This window comes from Stenotrophomonas sp., from assembly GCF_050737075.1.
Lineage (GTDB): Bacteria > Pseudomonadota > Gammaproteobacteria > Xanthomonadales > Xanthomonadaceae > Stenotrophomonas.
This window is the reverse complement of the sequence record NZ_JBOHXV010000039.1, coordinates 1-18,476: the sequence shown is the minus strand read 5'-3', so window position 1 is coordinate 18,476 and position 18,476 is coordinate 1. Positions and strand designations below refer to the sequence as shown.

Here is an 18,476-nt window from a genome sequence, read left to right as displayed (position 1 = left end):
CTACCGAGCTTGGGATTTGGGGGCAATCGGCGACATTGCCAGCCCCGTGTCTCATCTATTGAGACCCGGCCGGCCTGAACCTGAACGGGGTTCAGGTCCTGTGGTCCCAGGGCAGGGGGTGGGTTGACCCGGGGTGGGGGGAACATTAAAATCCCGCTTCTGTCTGCCCTCGATGGCAACAGTCCATAGACCACAATAACTACAGAGGAAGTCTGGTCATGTACGCAGTACTGGTAACCGGCGGTAAGCAATACCGCGTGGCGCAGGGCGAAACGCTCCGCGTTGAAAAGCTCGAAGTCGAAGTTGGCAACGAGATCAAGTTCGACAACATCCTGATGCTGGGTGACAGCGATGGCATCAAGCTGGGCGACGCGCTGAGCGGCGCTTCGGTCACTGCCAAGGTCGTGTCCCAGGGTCGTGCCGACAAGGTCCGGATCATCAAGTTCCGTCGCCGTAAGCACCACATGAAGCGTCAGGGTCACCGTCAGTATTACACCGAAATCGAGATCACCGGCATCGCCGGTGGCAGCAAGTAATAAGGAGAAGCAGTCATGGCACATAAGAAGGGCGTAGGCTCATCGCGCAACGGTCGCGACTCCAACCCGAAGTACCTCGGCGTCAAGATCTTCGGTGGCCAGGCCATCGATGCCGGCAACATCATCGTGCGTCAGCGCGGCACCCAGTTCCACCCGGGTACCGGCGTTGGCCTCGGCCGTGACCACACCCTGTTCGCGCTCGTCGACGGCAAGGTGGAGTTCTCGGTGAAGGGCCCGAAGAAGCGTCGTACCGTCAGCGTCGTCGCCGAAGCCTGAGCTTCGCGATATGCAGGCGTTGCCCCCGCCTCGGCGTGGGGCCGCTGACGAAAGCCCCGCTTCGGCGGGGTTTTTGTTTTTCACGTTAGACTCTGCGGTCGGGTGCATCCGTTGCCCACCGCCTCCAGTTGGCATCCAGAATCATGAAACTTGTAGACGAAGCAGAAATCCAGGTCACCGCTGGCAATGGCGGTAACGGCTGCGTCGGTTTCCGTCGCGAGAAGTTCATTCCGCTGGGCGGCCCGGACGGCGGCGACGGCGGCAATGGCGGCAGCGTGTACATCCGCGCCGACGAAAACCTCAATACCCTGGTCGATTTCCGCCACGAGCGCATCTTCAAGGCGCAGCGCGGCGAGAACGGCATGGGTCGCCAGGCCTACGGCAAGGGCGGCGAAGACCTGGTCATCACCGTGCCGATCGGCACCGTGGTCATGAACGTGGCCACCGACGAAGTCATCGGCGACCTGACCCAGCACGGCGACATCCTGCTGGTGGCCAAGGGCGGCAAGGGCGGCCTGGGCAACATGCACTTCAAGAGCTCCACCAACCGTTCGCCGCGCCAGTCGCTGCCGGGCGAGGAGGGCGAGGAGCGCCTGCTCAAGCTGGAGCTGAAGCTGCTGGCCGACGTTGGCCTGCTGGGCTTCCCCAATGCCGGCAAGAGCACCCTGATCCGCGCCGTGTCCGCTGCCACCCCCAAGGTGGCCGATTACCCGTTCACCACCCTCTACCCCAACCTGGGCGTGGTGCGCGTGGAGAACTACCGCAGCTTCGTGATTGCCGACATTCCCGGCCTGATCGAGGGTGCGGCCGATGGCGCCGGCCTGGGCGCGCAGTTCCTGCGCCACCTGCAGCGCACCCGCCTGCTGCTGCACCTGGTGGACATCTCCCCCATGGAAGGCGGCGTGGAAATCTCGCCGATCGAGCAGGTCCGTGCGATCGAGCGCGAGCTCGCCAAGCATGACCCGGAGCTGCTGGACAAGCCGCGCTGGCTGGTGCTGAACAAGGCCGACCTGATGTTCGAGGACGAGGCCAAGGCCGCGGCCGAGCAGATCATCGCCGAGCTGGGCTGGGCCCAGCCGTGGTACCTGGTCTCGGCGCTAGGCCGTGAAGGCACCTGGCCGATCATGACCAACATCATGGCGTTCTTCGACCGCCAGAAAGAAGATGAAGCGGATGCGCGCAACGCGCTCTGAGGCTGTTCGAGCTTCACAGGGGAACCCGGCTCCGGCCGGGTTTTTCCGTTCTGCCGTAGAGCCACGCCATGCGTGGCTGCCGTTGAAGCACGCAAAAAACCCGGCCAGGGCCGGGTTCTTTTCTTCACCGTGGTCGAAGCCGCGCTGGGCGCGGCCTCACGGATCAGGCGGCCTTGAGGGCCTTGATGCGCGCGGTCAGGCGGCTCTTGTGGCGAGCGGCCTTGTTCTTGTGGATCAGACCACGCGAGCTGAAACGGTCGAGGATCGGCTGGGCGACGGCAAAGGCTGCCTCGGCGCCGGCGGCATCGTTGGCGTCGAGAGCCTTGATAACCTTCTTGACAGCGGTGCGCAGCATCGAACGCTGAGCCGTATTGCGCGCGTTGCGCACGACGGTCTGCTTGGCGCGCTTCTTGGCGGACTTGATATTGGCCACAGTGGTGGTTTCCTGAAAAATCGATGTAATGGGAACAGCAAGCTGGAAAGTATGATGGCTCGAAAAATGTACGTCAAGTCAATTGTCAAGAGGAAACACGGGTGAGTTCACCAAGGATGTTGCGCGGGCTGCTGTCTTTCAGCAGCATGACCATGATTTCACGGGTGTTGGGGCTGGTCCGCGACCAGGTCATCACCACCACGTTCGGCACCAATGCGGTGACCGACGCCTTCTGGGTGGCCTTCCGGGTCCCCAACTTCCTGCGCCGCCTGTTCGCCGAGGGCTCGTTCGCGACCGCCTTCGTGCCGGTGTTCACGGAAGTGAAGGAGACCCGCTCGCATGAAGAGCTGCGCGAGCTGATGTCGCGGGTGGCCGGCACGCTGGGCGCGGTGCTGCTGCTGGTCACGGCGCTGGCGCTGATCTTCGCGCCGCAGCTGGCGACGCTGTTCTCCAGCGGGGTGGACACCGACCCGGCCAAGCACGGCCTGCTGGTGGACCTGTTCCGGCTGACCTTCCCGTTCCTGCTGTTCGTCTCGCTTACCGCCCTGGCGGGTGGGGCGCTGAACAGCTTCCAGCGCTTCGCGATGCCGGCGCTGACCCCGGTCATCCTCAATCTGTGCATGATCGCCGGCGCGCTGTGGCTGGCGCCTCGGCTGGGCGGTAGCCCGGAGAAGCAGATCCTGGCGCTGGGCTGGGCGGTGCTGGCGGCCGGCATGTTGCAGCTGCTGTTCCAGCTGCCCTCGCTGAAGGGCATCAACCTGCTGACCCTGCCGCGCTGGGGCTGGACCCATCCCGGCGTGCGCAAGGTGCTGACCCTGATGGTGCCGACCCTGTTCGGCTCCTCGGTGGCCCAGATCAACCTGCTGCTGGACACCGTGATCGCGGCCAAGCTCACCGACGGTTCGCAGTCCTGGCTGTCGCTGGCCGACCGCTTCCTGGAGCTGCCGCTGGGCGTGTTCGGGGTGGCACTGGGCACGGTGATCCTGCCGGCGCTGGCCCGCCACCATGTCAGTACCGACAAGGCCGGCTTCTCCAGCGCACTGGACTGGGGCCTGCGCACCACGCTGCTGATCGCCGTGCCGGCCATGCTCGGCCTGGTGCTGCTCGCCGAGCCGCTGATCGCCACGTTGTTCCAGTACCGCCAGTTCACCGCGTTCGACACCCGCATGACCGCGCTGTCGGTGTACGGCCTCAGCTTCGGCCTGCCGGCGTTCGCGCTGCTCAAGGTCGTGCTGCCCGCGTTCTATGCCCGCCAGGACACCCGCACCCCGGTCCGCGCAGGCATCGCCGCGCTGGTGGCCAACATGGTGTTCAACTTCATCCTGCTGGCCGTGCTGTATCACGTGATGGTGCCCGAGGCGCTCAAGGCCGAAGGCGTGATGGCCGCGCTGGGCAAGCAGCCCGGCCTGCACCTGGCGCTGGGCATTGCCAGTGCGTTGTCCAGCTACCTGAACCTTGGGCTGCTCTGGTACTGGCTGGGCAAGACCGACGTGTACCAGCGCAAGCCCGGCTGGGCGGGCTATGTGACCCGTCTGGGGCTGGCCTGCCTGGCCATGGTGGCGGTGCTGTTGGGCCTGCTTTACGCCATGGACGACTTCACCGGCATGGACAAATGGCACCGGATCGGCAACCTCGCGCTGCTGGTCGGCGGCGGTGGCTTGACCTACCTGCTGGCGCTGGTCGCGATGGGCTTCCGCCCGCGTCACCTGCGCGAGCATTGATCCAGGAGCCAACCATCACCATCTCTGGCCATGCCGGTAGAGCCACGCCCTGCGTGGCTGCCCCGGACACCCGGCTATACTTGCCGGTCATGCATTGCAACAGATGGGCCCGGGTGGGCCGGATTCCGATCAGATGACCAGGTTGTTCAGAAGCATCGAAGGCGGGCGCTTGTTCCCGCACGGAAGCGTGGTCTGCATCGGCGCATTCGACGGCCTCCATCTGGGCCATCGTGCGCTGGTGCGGCATGCGGTGGCGCGTGCGCGCGCTCTGGGCGTGCCCGCCGTGGCGGTCGCCTTCGAGCCGCTGCCGCGCGAGTACTTCGCCCAGGGCGAGCCGCCGCCGCGGCTGACCCTGGCCCGCGACAAGGTTTCGATGCTCGGCGAGCTGGGTGTGGACGCGGTCGGCCTGCTGCGCTTCGACGCGCGCATGGCCGCGATGCAGGCTGAAGACTTCGTGGAGCAGTTGCTGGTGCACCGGCTGGGCGCGCGCGAGGTGTGGATCGGGCCGGAGTTCTGCTTCGGCAACCGCCGCAAGGGCGACCTGGCCCTGCTGCAGGCGATGGGTGCCGAACGCGGCTTCACCGCCGGCGAGATCGAGCCGGTCGACCTGCACGGCGAGCGCATTTCCAGCACCCGCATCCGCCAGCTGCTGCGGGCCGGTGATTTCACCCATGCCAACGACCTGCTCGGCCGCCCGTATGCGATCGGGGGCAGGGTGGTGCGCGGTCGCCAGCTGGGCCGTACGCTCGGTTTTCCCACCGCCAACCTGCGTTTCCCGAAGACGCCGGCGCTGTCGGGTATCTATGCCACCTGGGTGCACGGCGTGTTCGACCAGCCGTGGCCATCGGTCTCCAGCTTCGGCACGCGGCCGACGGTGGAGGGCGTGGAGCCGCTGCTGGAAGCCCACCTGTTCGATTTCCAGGGCGACCTGTACGGTCGTCATATCCAGGTTGAATTCGTCGCCAAGCTGCGCGACGAAGAGAAGTTCCATGATCTGGCGGCGTTGACCGACCAGATGCACCGTGACGCCGATCAGGCGCGTCACATCCTTTCCGAACACAGATTGCGAGCCACTGCGTGAGCCAGGACTACAAAGCCACCCTTCATCTGCCGGCAACCGAATTCCCGATGCGCGGCGACCTGCCCAAGCGCGAGCCGGGCATTCTGTCGCGCTGGGAAGACGAGGGCCTGTACGCCCGCCTGCGCGAAAACGCGCAGGGTCGCCCGCTGTTCGTGCTGCACGACGGCCCGCCCTACGCCAATGGCCAGATCCACCTGGGCCATGCGGTCAACAAGATCCTCAAGGACATCATCGTCAAGTCGCGCTACCTGGCCGGCTTCGATGCGCCCTACGTGCCGGGCTGGGATTGCCACGGCCTGCCGATCGAGATCGCGGTTGAAAAGAAGTGGGGCAAGGTCGGCGTCAAGCTCGATGCCGTCGAGTTCCGCCAGAAGTGCCGCGAATACGCCGAAGAGCAGATCGAACTGCAGCGCCGCGACTTCAAGCGCCTGGGCGTGACCGGCGATTGGGACAACCCGTACAAGACGCTGAGCTTCGATTTCGAAGCCAATGAAATCCGCGCGCTGTCCAAGATCTTCGCCAACGGCCACATCGTGCGCGGTGCCAAGCCGGTGCACTGGTGCTTCGACTGCGGCTCGGCCCTGGCCGAAGCGGAAATCGAATACCAGGACAAGACCTCGCCGGCCATCGACGTGGCCTACGTGGCGCGCGATTCGGCGCAGCTGGCCGCGCGCTTCGGCGTGAGCCTGCCGGCCGATGTCGAAGTCGCCGTGCCGATCTGGACCACCACCCCGTGGACGCTGCCGGCCTCGCTGGCGGTATCGCTCGGCGCGGACATCCAGTACTCGCTGGTCGAAGGCCCGGCCCACGCCGGCAAGCGCCGCTGGCTGGTCATCGCCGCGAGCCTGGCCGAGCGCGCGCTGCGCCGCTACGGCGTGGACGACGTGGTCGCCCACGGCCACGCCGCCGGTGCCGCGCTGGAAAACCTGCTGCTGGCCCATCCGTTCTACCCGCAGCGCGACATCCCGCTGCTCAACGGTGCCCACGTCTCCGACGAAGACGGTACCGGTGCGGTGCATACCGCCCCGGGCCACGGCCAGGAAGACTTCGTGGTCAGCCAGCAGTACGGGCTGATGGACAACTACACCGCCGCCCAGATCAACCCGGTCGACGGCCGTGGCGTGTACCTGCCCTCGACCCCGCCGGCAGGCGAGGTGGTGCTGGCCGGCGTGCACCTGTGGAAGGCGCAGCCGCTGATCGTGGACGTGCTGCGCGACGCCGGCGCGCTGCTGGCCTTCGTCGAAATCGTGCACAGCTACCCGCACTGCTGGCGCCACAAGACGCCGGTGGTGTTCCGCGCCACCCCGCAGTGGTTCATCTCGATGGACAAGGCCAACCTGCGCAGCGATGCGATGGCCGCCATCGACAACGTCGGCTGGTTCCCGAGCTGGGGCAAGGCGCGCATCGGCAGCATGGTCGACGGCCGTCCGGACTGGTGCATCAGCCGCCAGCGCACCTGGGGCGTGCCGATCGCGCTGTTTACCCACCGCGAAACCGGCGAGCCGCATCCGCGTACCGTCGAGTTGATGCAGCAGGTGGCCGACCGCGTGCAGGCCGGCGGCATCGACGTCTGGTATGCGCTGGACGCGGCCGAACTGCTGGGCGATGAAGCGGCGCACTACGAGAAGGTCACCGACATCCTCGATGTCTGGTTCGACTCGGGCGTCACCCATGAAGGCGTCCTGCTGGAGCGTGGCTTCGGCAAGCCGGCCGACCTGTACCTGGAAGGTTCCGACCAGCACCGTGGCTGGTTCCAGTCCTCGCTGCTCACCGGCGTGGCCATCGACAAGCATGCGCCATATAAGCAGTGCCTCACCCACGGCTTCACCGTGGATGAGAAGGGCCGCAAGATGTCCAAGTCGCTGGGCAACGGCATCGAGCCGCAGGACATCATGAAGACCCTGGGCGCCGACATCCTGCGCCTGTGGATCGCCTCGGCCGATTACAGCAACGAAATGTCGCTGTCGCAGGAAATCCTGAAGCGCAACGCGGATGCCTACCGGCGCCTGCGCAACACCGCGCGCTTCCTGCTCGGCAACCTGGACGGTTTCGATCCGGCCCAGCACCTGGTGGCCCCGGCCGACATGGTCGCGCTGGACCGCTGGATCGTGCATCGCGCCTGGGAAGTGCAGGAGAAGATCAAGGCGGCGTACACCGGCTACAACATGGCCGAAATCGTGCAGCTGCTGCTGAACTTCTGCAGCGTGGACCTGGGCTCGCTGTACCTGGACGTGACCAAGGACCGGCTGTACACCATGCCGACCGATTCGCGTGGCCGCCGTTCGGCGCAGAGCGCGATGTACCACATCGCCGAAGCGTTCACCCGCTGGATCGCGCCGATCCTGACCTTCACCGCCGACGAGCTGTGGGGCTACCTGCCAGGCGAGCGCAAGGACAACGTGCTGTTCGCCACCTGGTACGAAGGCCTGGCGCCGCTGCCGGCCGACGCTGCGCTGAACGCGGCCGACTTCGACCAGCTGCTGGCCCTGCGCGAGCAGGTGGCCAAGGTGCTTGAGCCGATGCGCGCCAATGGAGCGATCGGTGCGGCGCTGGAAGCGGAGATCACCGTCGCCGCGAGCGAGGAGACCGCCGCGCGCTGGCAGCCGCTGGCCGAGGAGCTGCGCTTCCTGTTCATCAGTGGCGATGTCAGCGTGCGCCCGGCGACCATCGATGAGGTGTTCGTCAGCGCCCAGCCGACCACCAAGCAGAAGTGCGTGCGCTGCTGGCACTACCGTGCCGACATCGGCAGCGTGGCCGCCCACCCGGAACTGTGCGGTCGTTGCGCGAGCAACGTCGACGGTGCCGGCGAAGACCGGAAGTGGTTCTGATGACCGCCGCGCGTCCGCGTCCCAATGCGCTGATCTGGCTGCTGCTGTCGGCAGCCGTCATCGGCCTGGACCAGTGGAGCAAGGCCTGGGTGCTGTCCAGCCTGCCCGAGTACCAGCCGGTGGTGGTCATCGAGGGCTTCTGGAACTGGTTCCGCACCTACAACACCGGTGCGGCGTTCAGCTTCCTGAGCGATGCCGGCGGCTGGCAGCTGTGGTTCTTCACCGCCCTGGCGGTGGGCATCAGCGGCCTGATGGCCTTCTGGCTGTCGCGCACCCCGCGTGCCCACTGGCGCAGTGCCGCGCCCTACGCCCTGGTGATCGGCGGGGCCATCGGCAATGTCATCGACCGCCAGGTGCATGGCCACGTGGTGGATTTCATCCAGTGGTACGTGGGTGAGCACTATTGGCCCTCGTTCAACATCGCCGATGCGGCGATCGTGGTCGGTGCCGTGGGTATTGCGGTGTTTGGCCTGTTCGACGGCAAGAACGAGAAAAAAGCGGGATAATTCCCTCCAGTTCCCTGTATCAACCGGCCCCGGCCGGCCGGAGTATCTGACCGATGGATGTGTTGCTCGCCAATCCGCGTGGTTTCTGTGCCGGTGTCGATCGTGCGATCGAGATCGTCAAGCGCGCGATCGAGACCCTGGGCGCGCCGATCTACGTGCGCCACGAGGTCGTGCACAACCGTTTCGTGGTCGATGACCTCAAGCGCCGCGGTGCGATCTTCGTCGAAGAGCTCGACGAAGTGCCGGACGACAACACGGTGATCTTCAGCGCCCACGGTGTCTCGCAGGCGGTGCGCCAGGAAGCCGAGCGGCGCGGGCTGAAGGTGTTCGACGCCACCTGCCCGCTGGTGACCAAGGTCCACCTGGAAGTGGCGCGACATTGCCGCGCCGGCCGCGACGTGGTGTTGATCGGCCACGCCGGGCACCCGGAAGTGGAGGGCACCATGGGCCAGTGGAGTCGCGAGCGCGGCACCGGCAGCATCTACCTGGTGGAAGACGTGGACGACGTGGCCACGCTGGTGCTGGACCAGCCGGAGAACTTCGCCTACACCACCCAGACCACGCTCTCGGTGGACGACACCCGCAGCATCATCGAGGCCCTGCGTGCCCGCTTCCCCGCGATGCAGGGCCCGAAGAACGACGACATCTGCTACGCCACGCAGAACCGCCAGGACGCCGTGCGCGACCTGGCCAAGCGCTGCGACCTGGTGCTGGTGGTCGGTTCGCCGAACAGCTCCAATTCCAACCGCCTGAGCGAACTGGCGCGCCGTGACGGCGTGGAGTCGTACCTGATCGACGGTGCCGACGAGATCGACCCGGCGTGGGTGGTGGGCAAGAAGCATATCGGCCTCACCGCGGGTGCTTCGGCGCCGCAGGTGCTGGTGGATGGCGTGATCGCACGGTTGAAGGAGCTGGGCGCTACCGGCGTCGGCGAGCTGGAAGGCGAGCCGGAATCGATGGTGTTTGCGTTGCCCAAAGAATTGCGGTTGCGCCTCATTTCCTGACCGGTTAAACGACCGGTAGCGCCGGCCGTTGGCCGGCTGCTTTTCGATCCGGGGTCATGAACGCCTGACGGACGTCTTCGGACCGTCTAAACGCCGGACGAATTGGGGCCGCCGCATTGGTGCGCGGTTGGATGCTTGTGCCGCGCTGCGCGCGGTGTCCGGCCAACGGCCGGGGCTACGAATTGGTACGGGCCCATTGGGATCGGGATCAATCAACCATGCCACCCCAGCCGGTAGGGTCGCATCCCGATCGACTGCCGATAACAACGCCCTGCGCGCCGAAGGCATGACCTTTGGCCATGGGGCTGTACGCCCTGCAGGTCTAGCATCGATCAATTCGAATGCCGGAATCCCACCTCGATGAATCTGCGTGCCGCCGTCCTCTCCGTGCTTCTCGCCGCCACCGCCACCGGTGCCCACGCGCAGACGCCACCGCCGCAGGACGTCGCCTTTCCGGGCATGCTGCGCATCGATGTGGACGCACGCGACATCGGCCGCCGCATCTTCAAGGTCAAGGCCACCGTGCCGGCCCAGCCCGGTCCGCTCACCCTGCTGTACCCGCAGTGGCTGCCCGGTGCGCATTCCCCCAGCGGGCCGATCGACAAACTCGCCGGCCTGGTCGTCACCGCCAACGGTAAGCCCCTCGCCTGGAAGCGCGACCCGTACAACGTCTACGCCTTCACCGTGGACGTGCCGCAAGGCGCTTCTGAAGTCGTCGCCGAATTCAAGTTCCTCTCCTCGCAGGGCGCAGGGCAGGGCCGGGTGGTGATGACCCCGGAAATGCTCAACCTGCAGTGGAACGCCAACTCGCTGTACCCAGCCGGCGTGATCACCCGCAACATCCAGGCGCAGGCCAGCGTGACGCTGCCGCCGGGCTGGTCGTACGCCACCGCGCTGGACACCGAACGCCGCGACGGCGACACCGTGGTGTTCAAGCCGATCAGCTACGACCATCTGGTCGATTCGCCGCTGTTCGCCGGCCGCTATTACCAGCAGTTCGACCTCGACCCCGGCGCGAAGGTGCCGGTGCACCTCAACGTGTTTGCCGACGATGCCAAATCGCTGGTCGCCAAGCCCGAACAGCTGCAGGCGCACCGCGCGCTGGTGCAGCAGATGTACAAGCTCTACGGCGCGCGCCACTTCGACCGCTACGAATTCCTGCTCGCGCTGACCAGCAAGCTCGGCGGCATCGGCCTGGAACACCAGCGCTCCAGCGAAAACAGCGGCGACACAGGCTACTTCACCGACTGGGACAAGACCTGGCTCGGCCGCGACCTGCTGCCGCACGAATTCAACCACTCCTGGAACGGCAAGTACCGCCGTGGCGCCGACCTGACCACCGCCAACTTCAACGTGCCCATGGGCGACAGCCTGCTGTGGCTGTATGAAGGCCAGACCCAGTTCTGGGGCCACGTGCTGGCGGCGCGCTCGGGGCTGTGGAGCAACGACCAGACCCGCGACATGCTCGCGAATGTCGCGGCCACCTATGATCGCGGCCGCCCCGGCCTGGCCTGGCGTAACCTGCAGGACACCACCAACGACCCGACCATCGCCCAGCGCCGCGCCCTGGCATTCCGCAACTACCAGATGAGCGAGGACTACTACTCCGGCGGGCAAATGGTGTGGCTGGACGTGGAGGGCAAGCTGCGCGCCTTGACCGGCAACAAGCGCAGCATCGATGATTTCGCCAAGGCCTTCTTCGGCATGCACGACGGCGACTGGAACGTGAACCCCTATACGTTCGATGAAGTGGTCAGCACCTTGAACGGCATCGCCCCGTACGACTGGGCGAGCTTCCTGCGCGAGCGCCTGGACGGCCACGGCCCGCTCACCGGCGGACTGGAAGCGGCGGGCTGGAAGCTGGTCTACACCGACACCCCGAACGACGCCTACAAGGCGCAGGAAACCCGCGCCAAGAACACCAACCTGCTGTACTCGCTGGGCGTGGCGGTCACCGAAGGTGGCGCCATCACCGACGTGCTCTGGGACAGTCCCGCGTTCAACGCCGGCCTAGCCCCGGGGATGAGCGTGCTGGCGCTCAATGGCCGCGTGTTCAAGGGTGAGGACCTGAAGGATGCCGTCGCCGCCGCGAAGACCGACAAGGCGCCGATCACCCTGCTGGTGCGCAACTTCGACCGCATCGACACAGTCACGTTGAACTACCACGGCGGCCTGCAGTACCCGTCGCTGCAGCGCATCGCCGGCAAGCCTGATCGTCTGGCCGAGCTGTGGAAGGCGCGATGAACCTGCGCCGCGACGTGCCGATTATGCTGGCGGCGGTCGCCGCCATCGTCGGCGCGTCGCTGGACGGCGACGGCCGCTGGCTGCACTACATCGCCAAGCCGTTGGCCACGCTGCTGATCGCCGCCATCGTCTGGCGCGCATCCTCGGCGCCGCCCGGATACCGCCGCGCGATCCTGCTTGGCATGGCGTTCTCGTGCCTCGGCGACATCGCGCTGATGCTGCCGTTCGACGCGTTCGTGCCCGGGCTGATCGCCTTCCTGCTCGCGCACGTCTGCTAGATCGTGGCCTTCCGCGCAGGCGTCGGGGCAGGGCGCGGCCTGCTGTTGGCCGCTGCGTTGCTGGCCCTGTTCGCCGGCATCAATCTCGCCGGCCTGTGGCCGCTGCTACCTGCCGAGCTGCGCATCCCGGTGGTGGTCTACGTCGTCGTGCTCGCAGTGATGGCCACGCTAGCATTGGCCCGCGCGTGGTCGTCGAAGGCGGCGTCTTCCCTGGCACCTGCAAGTGCACGCTGGGCAGCCATCGGTGCAGTTTTCTTCGTGATCAGCGATTCAGTCCTCGCCTGGGACCGCTTCGGCGGCGGCCTACCGGCCGCCTCCCTCTGCGTGCTGAGCACCTACTACGCAGCGCAATACTGCATCGCCCGCTCGGCATCCCCGGACATTCACAGGACCCGGTAGGGTCGGTTCCCAAACGACTGCCGACTTTGCCAATCACTGCTGTAACGCATGACCTGGGCCGGAGATGCGTGTAACGGCGCGCGATAAATCGCCCGCCGCTCCTGCGATAAATGAAGGGGGCCTAGTGTTGCACCCCCTGCAAGGAAATTGCACGGGGCGGAATCCCACCCCGTGACCCTGGCCGGCTACCTGGCCAAGTAGATCCGCTCACGCCGGGCGACTCCGGCACCTGACCCGATCGTGTACCGGATACCCACGGAGCGGCCGGGGAACCGATCGAACACACGACGCATGTCCGGGTGGTCGTTGATGGTCAGGATGGCCTGCCCCTTCATGCCAGCCATCGCCGCCGCCAGCTGGTCATACTGCTCAAACTCGAACTCTTGCCCGTACCCTTCGGTCTGCCAGTACGGCGGGTCCAGGAGGAACAGGGTGTCGGCCGCGTCGTACTTGGCCAGGCACTTCTGCCAGGTCAGGTTCTCGACCGTCACCCGATGCAGGCGCAGGTGCGCCGCACTTAGGTCCTCCTCAAGCCTCAGCAGGTTGATGCCCTTGCCGCCCAGGCCGAAGCCAGGCGTCTGGCCAGCCGCCTTCCCGCCCCAGGCCAGGCGCTGCAGGTAGAAGAACCTGGCCGCCCGTTGGATGTCGGTGAGGGTGTCCGGGTGCTGCAGCTGGCACCAGCGGAACATTTCCCGGCTCGTCAGCGCCCAGCGGAACTGCCGGACGAACTCGTCCAGGTGGTTGGCCACCACGCGGTAAAGGCGGACCAGCTCGCCGTGGTTGTCGTTGAGCACCTCGGCCCTGGCCGGCTCTCTGGCGAACAACAGTGCGGCGCCGCCAGCAAAGGCCTCGACGTAGGTCTTGTGGGGGTTCTCGGCGATCAGCGGCAGCAGGTGCTGCAGGAGGCGGGTCTTACCGCCTGGCCAGGGGAATAGCGTCTTGGTCTTCATTCTCAGCCTTTGCGATGGGTATCGGCGAGGCTTGGCTCCCCCGCGCGGGGAGCAGGGCCTCGGCCAATTGCACGCGGCTGATCGCGTGTGTTGCGGTGCCTGGCCATCAGTTACAGCTGATGGCCAGGCGCCCTGTTTCAAAGAACTTCCAGTCTCGGCTCGCCCACGTCGGCCGTGCCCTGAGGCAGGGCCGGTGACGACGGCCAGGGGCAGTCCGGAAACCCGCTCATAGCCGGAAGTTCCCGCAGGGCTTGGCGGTAGCCAGCCCACTCCTGCTTGGCCCCTGGCAGAAGCGGCGCGTCGTCCATCTGAGTCCAGTCGGTGGACCGCAGGCGCTGCTCTCGCTCAACCTTCATCTGTTCCGCCCGAATTCGAGTCAGGACGGCCGCAGGGATCTCATCGACCCGCGTCTCGCCGGCATTGAGCGGCATTTCTGGCGTGACGGCTCGATAGCTAGTCTCAGTAATGGCGTACACGATCACCTCTCGTACTTGTAGCCGTAGACGCGGACAAACAGGCCGGTGCCAGTTGCCGTGTTCTCATACTTGTAGAGGAACTGCTGGCTGGTGCTGAGCGGGATGTCGGGCGACAGGTTGTTGTTCGGCGGGATCGGGCCGATGTAGTTGGCGCTGGTCAGGGCGCCGCCAATCGGGGTTCCATAGAACACGTTGACGGCGGTATTGCCGTTGCCCATGAGGCACTTGGCCAAGACTCCGGTCACTGGGATCAGGCTTGAGCAGTCCACTGCAGTCGATACGGACGCCAGGCCATTGCTCACGATGAAGTCGGTGTAACCCCCGAACAGGACGTCACCGGAAGAGCCGCAGTGCACAAAAGGCCGAATAGCGCCGGCGGCATCCGTGCGGAAGCTGCCGATGTACCGGCGGGAGGGATCGCCGGTCTTGGCGCGAGCCGTGCCGCTATAGGCAGCGGCCGGTGTGGTGGTGACCGCTTCCACCGCCGGGACCACGCCATTGCGGTAGAGGTAAAGGTGGTATCCGGTGCCAGCTGCGAGCGTCAGACCGTTCAGCGTGATCGGGCTCGGCACCTCGATTGCGCGCTTAAGAGATGGGATCCAGGCACTGCCACTGGAGACCCGAATCGCACTGGGCCCCACGTACTCCATGCCCAGCCCGAGGATGTGACCAGGCATCGTCCACAAGGCGGCGCCGGCTTCGGCAGATGCAGCGCTGGCAGCAGCCAGCTCCGAGAGTTTTACGTCAGGCATAGGGGTTACTCCAAGATGATGGGGTCGCCGGCTTCGGTGACGATGCGGTCGCCCGCTTGGGTCACCAACTGGGCGCGGTAAAGGAAGGTGTGCTGCAGGCGCTGCCAGCTGGCGTAGCCGCCGCGCAGGGCTTCGACCTCCAGGCGAACGGTCTTACCGCCGCTGCCTACAGGCGGCAGGTAGCTGTCGGTGGGTGCGGTCAGGTTGGCCTGGGTCCGTACCAGTGACCCAGCCAGGTACCAGCGGGCGGTGTAGGTGGTGCCAGCCTCAGGCCCGATGCTGCCCTGCTCGTTGTCGATCAGCTGGTCGGCCTGCAGCGTGCGGTCGCGGTGGACCCATTCGGCCTTGATGACCCCGCCATCGCCCCAGGCCTCAACGGGATAGGCGGCTCCGTTGATGCGCAGGCGGGCCGGTGGATACGGTCGGGTGTGCCGGCGCTGGATCGTCAGCGACACGGCGGTGGCGAGCGCAGGGTTCAGTTGCCCCTGATTGCTTCGTGTCAGCAACTTGCCCTGGGGGCTTTCGCCTGCCAGGTATTCGCGGGAATCGAAGGCGACATACTCGTCGGTGAACCAAACCCGCGCACCGACGCTGTGCGGCACAGGCACCGTGTCCACACAGCCTCGGGCGATCGTCAGGGTGGCGGCGACAGGGTCAACGGCGACCACGCGTACCAGTTCGTCGTCGATGAGCCCTTCGGTACCGATAAGCACGACGTCCAGCTCGACGCCGGCCGTCAGCTGGATGGCGGCGGTGGTAGCGGTCATAGCGGTGGCCAGCAAGCCACTGGGGGCGAAGTCTCCCGCACCGGCCTCAGCGAACTCGGCGGATCCGATGCGGGTGTATAGCGTGTAGCCGAAAGCGGCCGACGTCGGCCGCACTGCCATCGAAGTGAGGTAGCCCACGTCCGGGGAAAGCGCGGTCAGATCCGGGCCACCCACAGTGCCGGCCAGGTCACGATAGGAGGCTTCGACCAGGCGCTGGTTGGTGACCGGCTTGGGTGCATTATCCGGCTCCACCCAGTCGCTACCCACCGGGACGATGTAGCTGGTGGCGGCCATGCCGGCCACGTCCTGGGCAACCGTCAGCACGTAGGCGCTGTCGGTCTGGGTACCCTCATCGATCTCCAGGATGCGCACCGGCATGCGGACTACACCCCGGCGTGGCCAGGTCAGGGCCATGACCTGGCCACGGGCAAGATCGCCGGCATCGCGGCGCACCCGCAGCTTGACCCTGCAGGGCAGGCTGCTGACTGCGCCAACTTCCCGTGCCGCGACGCGGGCCGCCAATTCGCCCTTCCACAGACCTGGGAAGTTCATCCGCTGGTTGATTACCCGCCCCTGGGCCTGCACGGCGGCCAGGTTCTGGTAGGTGACGGCGGCGTCCTTGTTCGTGTTGACGTCGCGGTAAACGACAGTCACTTCATTAACGCTGTTGTCCAGCATCGGCTGCTGCCACTCCACCATCTCCATGATCTGGGCAGGGCCGATCTCGAGAAGCGTTGCGGGGTCGTAGTCGTCACGAACCAACTTCAGCTCCGTCAACCCGGTGACGGGGTTTTCAACCCTGATAGCACCAATGTGGTCGCAGACGATCTGCATGAACTCCCTGGCACTGGTCGACCGCGACCACTTCAAGCAAAGGCTGAATCCCTCGTCGTAGAGCCTTTGCGCAGCTGCTCGAAAGCTGGGCTCGTCGATGACATCGACCGGATGGCCCATGCCTTCGGTTCGCACCTTGTAGAGGATGTGGGCCGGGTTCATGCCATCGCCGATTTGCACCAGCGACGGCTGCCATACCCCGTTCTTCCAACCCTTGTGCCAGCGCGAGACCTTCTTCATCCACGCTTTCAAATACGGGCTCATCGCCGACACCTGGCCATCGAACAGCGTGGTGAAAAGCCCACGGGCCGCTGGCCACGGCCCGGCCACCTGGGCCTGCAGGTAAGCGCTGGGCATCTGATCGGGCTCGCCCATCCGCACTTCCAGCGTTCCAACGATCCCGCCTTCGGCTTTGTCGCCGCCAAACACCTCCGGTGCGTAGATTTGAATGGTTTGAGACTTGGTGATCGGGCCTGTACCGGGAATGGTGCCGATCTGGATATTTCCCAGCCCCGGAACCTTCTGCCATACCTCAACACTGCCACCGTCCCAGACCTTGCGATCACCTACCCGGATTTCCCGCAACTGGTCGACCGGGCCGGCGCACTCGCCCATGTAAACGCCCAAGTAGTAGCGGTAGCCGACGGTCTGCTTCTTGCTTTTACCCATGAGCAGCATCCTCCCGGGCGAGCGCTGCCAGGCGCTGTGCGAAGGCATCATCGAGCGCCTCGAACTGCTCTACTGGCAATCCAGCGTCCAGGAACTGGCGAATATCCAGATCGTGGCGGACCATCCAGGTGCGGATGCCGGCGGCGCAAAGCACACCCTGCTGCTCGCCCAACTTGGCTGCGCGGGCGTGGGCGACGGTGACAAGAATCGGGTTGGTGCTCACTTTTTGCCGCCCTTTGCCTTGATCGGCGTGGTGCGCAGGTTGCCGTACCACAGCACGTTGGGGTCATCGATCCACACGGTGCCGAACACCTCGGTCACCTCGCGGCCGTCCTCTGCGGTGGGAACGCTGAAGTCTTCCAGGGCGGCCGGCTTGGGCGTCACGGGCTTGGGCCGGAGCACATAGCTCACAACCAGCGCGACGATCATGATGACAAGTTGAACCCACATACAGCCCCCTAAAAGATCGGATCAGCACCAAACGGGTTCTTCTTGGGCAGCGTGTGTTGCCCCCCGTAATTGGGTGCGTTGTTGAACTTTTCGTGACACACCCCAAGCGAGTGTCCACAGCCGGGGAACACCGCGACCAGGTCGCCCGCCTTCAACGGTGACGCGGTGAGCAGTGTCAGCTTGGTGCCGACATGGCTGGTGATGAAGCGATACTCGGTGGCAGTGCCGCGCTTCCACATGATGTAGCCGCCATCGAACCAGCCGTTTGGCTTGTCGCCGAAGACCGTCGCGGTGATCGAGGTGACGGTTGTGCCGAACAGGGTCGTATCGACCCGAAATGCCGAGGGCACCACGCCGCAGTCGCTGTCGTAGAGCGTGAATGGGCACGACACCTGCCAGCACCTGCGCAGCCCGTTCATGCCCTCAGCCGAGGCGAAGGTCTGGCAGCTCAGGATGGCATCGTTTTGGCGCTCGGTGGTGTCACCCAGGATGCCGTTCCAAGTGCCGCGCACCGCGCCGTCGCTACGACGGACCTTCCGGTACTGCACTGTGATGCGCTCGGTTGGTGGGTATGGGCGCAGGACCGATAGCAGCGGCAGGGTCAATGGCACCGTGATCTCAAGGTTGGCCCGCGACTCCTGGGACGACTGCGCCAGGCGTCCGCGTTTCAAGGCTGCCGGCGTGAAAATCTGGTTGTTGAAGACCTCAGTGCGATCGCCGCTGGTGTAGCGCCAGCGCTCGGATCCGCGGCCGAACTCGTACAGCTCAACATGTCGGGCGAATAGGCTCACAGGGCCTCCTCTTCTGCGGGGATGCCGGCGAACGAGACACGCGATCGCGCTACGCCCTCGCTGTCGTGTTCGTGGGACAGCTCGACCGTGTCGGAGGTCAGGCGCGCCAGCAACATCCAACTGATCAGACGCACCGCCGACGGCTCCAGCGCCATGCCTACCGGCGTGTCGAGCTGCAGGTGCTCCCGCATGCTGTCCAGTTCCGTGGCCACGCTCAGCTGGCGGTAGATCACCCGCCCATCGTTCAGCTCGATTCGCAGATGCCGGCGACCAGGCTGCGCCCGGCCG

General features: G+C 65.7%; 18 protein-coding genes and 1 pseudogene. 10 read left to right on the top strand and 9 right to left on the bottom strand.

From position 1 onward, the window contains the following. The first annotated feature begins 218 nt into the window (after window positions 1-218). The 3 genes from rplU (at window position 219) to cgtA (ending at window position 2,005) form a co-directional block, all read left to right on the top strand. The gene (gene rplU / locus ACREPD_RS11225) at window positions 219-536 is read left to right on the top strand and encodes a 50S ribosomal protein L21 (protein WP_019184518.1); all 318 of its coding nucleotides are present in this window, start codon (window positions 219-221) and stop codon (window positions 534-536) included. Window positions 537-551: 15 nt separating this feature from the next. Continuing rightward, window positions 552-812 (top strand): 50S ribosomal protein L27, encoded by a 261-nt coding sequence (gene rpmA, locus ACREPD_RS11220; RefSeq protein WP_019184517.1) that lies wholly within the window; start codon window positions 552-554, stop codon window positions 810-812. Between the two features lie 143 nt (window positions 813-955). Then, window positions 956-2,005 (top strand): Obg family GTPase CgtA, encoded by a 1,050-nt coding sequence (cgtA, locus tag ACREPD_RS11215; RefSeq protein ID WP_431599412.1) that lies wholly within the window; start codon window positions 956-958, stop codon window positions 2,003-2,005. A gap of 163 nt (window positions 2,006-2,168) precedes the next feature. Here cgtA and rpsT read toward each other — a convergent pair whose 3' ends face one another. Beyond that, complete coding sequence (gene rpsT / locus ACREPD_RS11210) at window positions 2,169-2,438, bottom strand: 30S ribosomal protein S20 (protein WP_017354922.1); 270 nt, start codon at window positions 2,436-2,438, stop codon at window positions 2,169-2,171. A gap of 116 nt (window positions 2,439-2,554) precedes the next feature. Here rpsT and murJ point away from each other — a divergent pair, with 116 nt between their 5' ends. The 7 genes and pseudogenes from murJ to ACREPD_RS11175 all read left to right on the top strand — a co-directional run bounded on the left by murJ (window position 2,555) and on the right by ACREPD_RS11175 (window position 12,499). Continuing rightward, window positions 2,555-4,159, top strand: coding sequence for a murein biosynthesis integral membrane protein MurJ (murJ, locus tag ACREPD_RS11205; RefSeq protein ID WP_431599435.1), 1,605 nt, complete (start codon window positions 2,555-2,557; stop codon window positions 4,157-4,159). A 133-nt stretch (window positions 4,160-4,292) separates the two neighbouring features. Next, the gene (locus ACREPD_RS11200) at window positions 4,293-5,240 is read left to right on the top strand and encodes a bifunctional riboflavin kinase/FAD synthetase (protein ID WP_431599411.1); all 948 of its coding nucleotides are present in this window, start codon (window positions 4,293-4,295) and stop codon (window positions 5,238-5,240) included. Then, the gene (gene ileS, locus ACREPD_RS11195; protein ID WP_431599410.1) at window positions 5,237-8,068 is read left to right on the top strand and encodes an isoleucine--tRNA ligase; all 2,832 of its coding nucleotides are present in this window, start codon (window positions 5,237-5,239) and stop codon (window positions 8,066-8,068) included. The genes ACREPD_RS11200 and ileS overlap by 4 nt, the downstream gene beginning before the upstream one ends. Further along, a complete protein-coding gene (gene lspA / locus ACREPD_RS11190; protein WP_431599409.1) occupies window positions 8,068-8,574 on the top strand; it encodes a signal peptidase II in 507 nt (168 codons plus the stop codon). The genes ileS and lspA overlap by 1 nt, the downstream gene beginning before the upstream one ends. 53 nt (window positions 8,575-8,627) lie before the next feature. After that, window positions 8,628-9,578: a 4-hydroxy-3-methylbut-2-enyl diphosphate reductase gene (gene ispH / locus ACREPD_RS11185; protein WP_431599408.1), complete on the top strand. Its 951-nt coding sequence runs from the start codon at window positions 8,628-8,630 to the stop codon at window positions 9,576-9,578. A gap of 360 nt (window positions 9,579-9,938) precedes the next feature. Further along, window positions 9,939-11,822: a M61 family metallopeptidase gene (locus ACREPD_RS11180; RefSeq protein WP_431599407.1), complete on the top strand. Its 1,884-nt coding sequence runs from the start codon at window positions 9,939-9,941 to the stop codon at window positions 11,820-11,822. Beyond that, window positions 11,819-12,499 (top strand): annotated as a pseudogene (locus ACREPD_RS11175) (lysoplasmalogenase). Before ACREPD_RS11180 ends, ACREPD_RS11175 begins: the two are co-directional and overlap by 4 nt. A gap of 185 nt (window positions 12,500-12,684) precedes the next feature. Here ACREPD_RS11175 and ACREPD_RS11170 read toward each other — a convergent pair. From ACREPD_RS11170 to ACREPD_RS11135, 8 genes are all read right to left on the bottom strand, one after another. Further along, entirely contained in the window at window positions 12,685-13,449 is a 765-nt protein-coding gene (locus ACREPD_RS11170; RefSeq protein WP_431599406.1) for a DNA adenine methylase, read from the bottom strand. A 137-nt stretch (window positions 13,450-13,586) separates the two neighbouring features. Next, a complete protein-coding gene (locus ACREPD_RS11165; protein WP_431599405.1) occupies window positions 13,587-13,925 on the bottom strand; it encodes a tail fiber assembly protein in 339 nt (112 codons plus the stop codon). A gap of 2 nt (window positions 13,926-13,927) precedes the next feature. Next, the gene (locus tag ACREPD_RS11160) at window positions 13,928-14,677 is read right to left on the bottom strand and encodes a hypothetical protein (protein ID WP_431599404.1); all 750 of its coding nucleotides are present in this window, start codon (window positions 14,675-14,677) and stop codon (window positions 13,928-13,930) included. Window positions 14,678-14,682: 5 nt separating this feature from the next. Next, on the bottom strand, window positions 14,683-16,947 hold the full coding sequence (locus ACREPD_RS11155; RefSeq protein WP_431599403.1) for a hypothetical protein: 2,265 nt from the start codon (window positions 16,945-16,947) through the stop codon (window positions 14,683-14,685). Next, window positions 16,940-17,170 (bottom strand): hypothetical protein, encoded by a 231-nt coding sequence (locus ACREPD_RS11150; protein ID WP_431599402.1) that lies wholly within the window; start codon window positions 17,168-17,170, stop codon window positions 16,940-16,942. The genes ACREPD_RS11155 and ACREPD_RS11150 overlap by 8 nt, the downstream gene beginning before the upstream one ends. After that, a complete protein-coding gene (locus ACREPD_RS11145) occupies window positions 17,167-17,397 on the bottom strand; it encodes a hypothetical protein (protein ID WP_431599401.1) in 231 nt (76 codons plus the stop codon). The genes ACREPD_RS11150 and ACREPD_RS11145 overlap by 4 nt, the downstream gene beginning before the upstream one ends. Before the next feature lie 8 nt (window positions 17,398-17,405). Further along, window positions 17,406-18,188 (bottom strand): phage BR0599 family protein, encoded by a 783-nt coding sequence (locus ACREPD_RS11140; protein ID WP_431599400.1) that lies wholly within the window; start codon window positions 18,186-18,188, stop codon window positions 17,406-17,408. After that, window positions 18,185-18,476: hypothetical protein (locus ACREPD_RS11135; RefSeq protein ID WP_431599399.1), on the bottom strand; the 292-nt coding region annotated here is incomplete at its 5' end. The genes ACREPD_RS11140 and ACREPD_RS11135, both read right to left, overlap by 4 nt.